This window comes from Candidatus Symbiopectobacterium sp. NZEC135 (assembly GCF_025962695.1).
The window spans coordinates 1-515 of record NZ_JAGFPF010001533.1 but is presented as its reverse complement, the minus strand read 5'-3'; the positions used below and the strand labels follow the sequence as shown (position 1 = coordinate 515).

Annotated in this window: 1 pseudogene; it reads right to left on the bottom strand. The window is 61.6% G+C overall.

The features are described from left to right. A pseudogene (locus tag J5224_RS35215) lies at positions 1-515 on the bottom strand (UxaA family hydrolase); the annotation flags it as partial.

Sequence of the window (515 nt, the reverse complement as noted above, 5' to 3'; positions counted from 1 at the left end):
GGGTGCCACACACAAAATCGCTGGCTGGCGTTGCCGCGTAGATCAACCCGCGTTTGGTCGGGCGCTGCCCCGGAGAGAGCACTTCGGAAATGGCGCTTTGGCCCGATTTGGCGATGGAGCCGAGGGCTTTTTCGACCACGTTCGCCAGCCCGCCCTTTTTATTACCGGGGGAGGGATTGGCGCTGCGATCGGTTTTACCGGTATCCAGATAATTGTCATACCAGGCCATCTCTTCAAGCAGACGACGACCCACTTCTTCGGTCGCGGCGCGCGGGGTGAGAAGGTGGATGGCATCGCGCACTTCGGTGACCTCCGAGAACATCACGGTAGCGCCACAGCGCACCAGCAAGTCTGAGGCATAACCCACCGCCGGGTTGGCTGTTACGCCGGAGAAGGCATCGCTGCCCCCGCACTGCATTCCCACCACCAGCTCAGAAGCCGGGCAGGTTTCCCGACGGCGCAGGTTAAGGCGTTGCAGGTGGCGATCCGCCATGGTGAGAATGTCATCGACCATC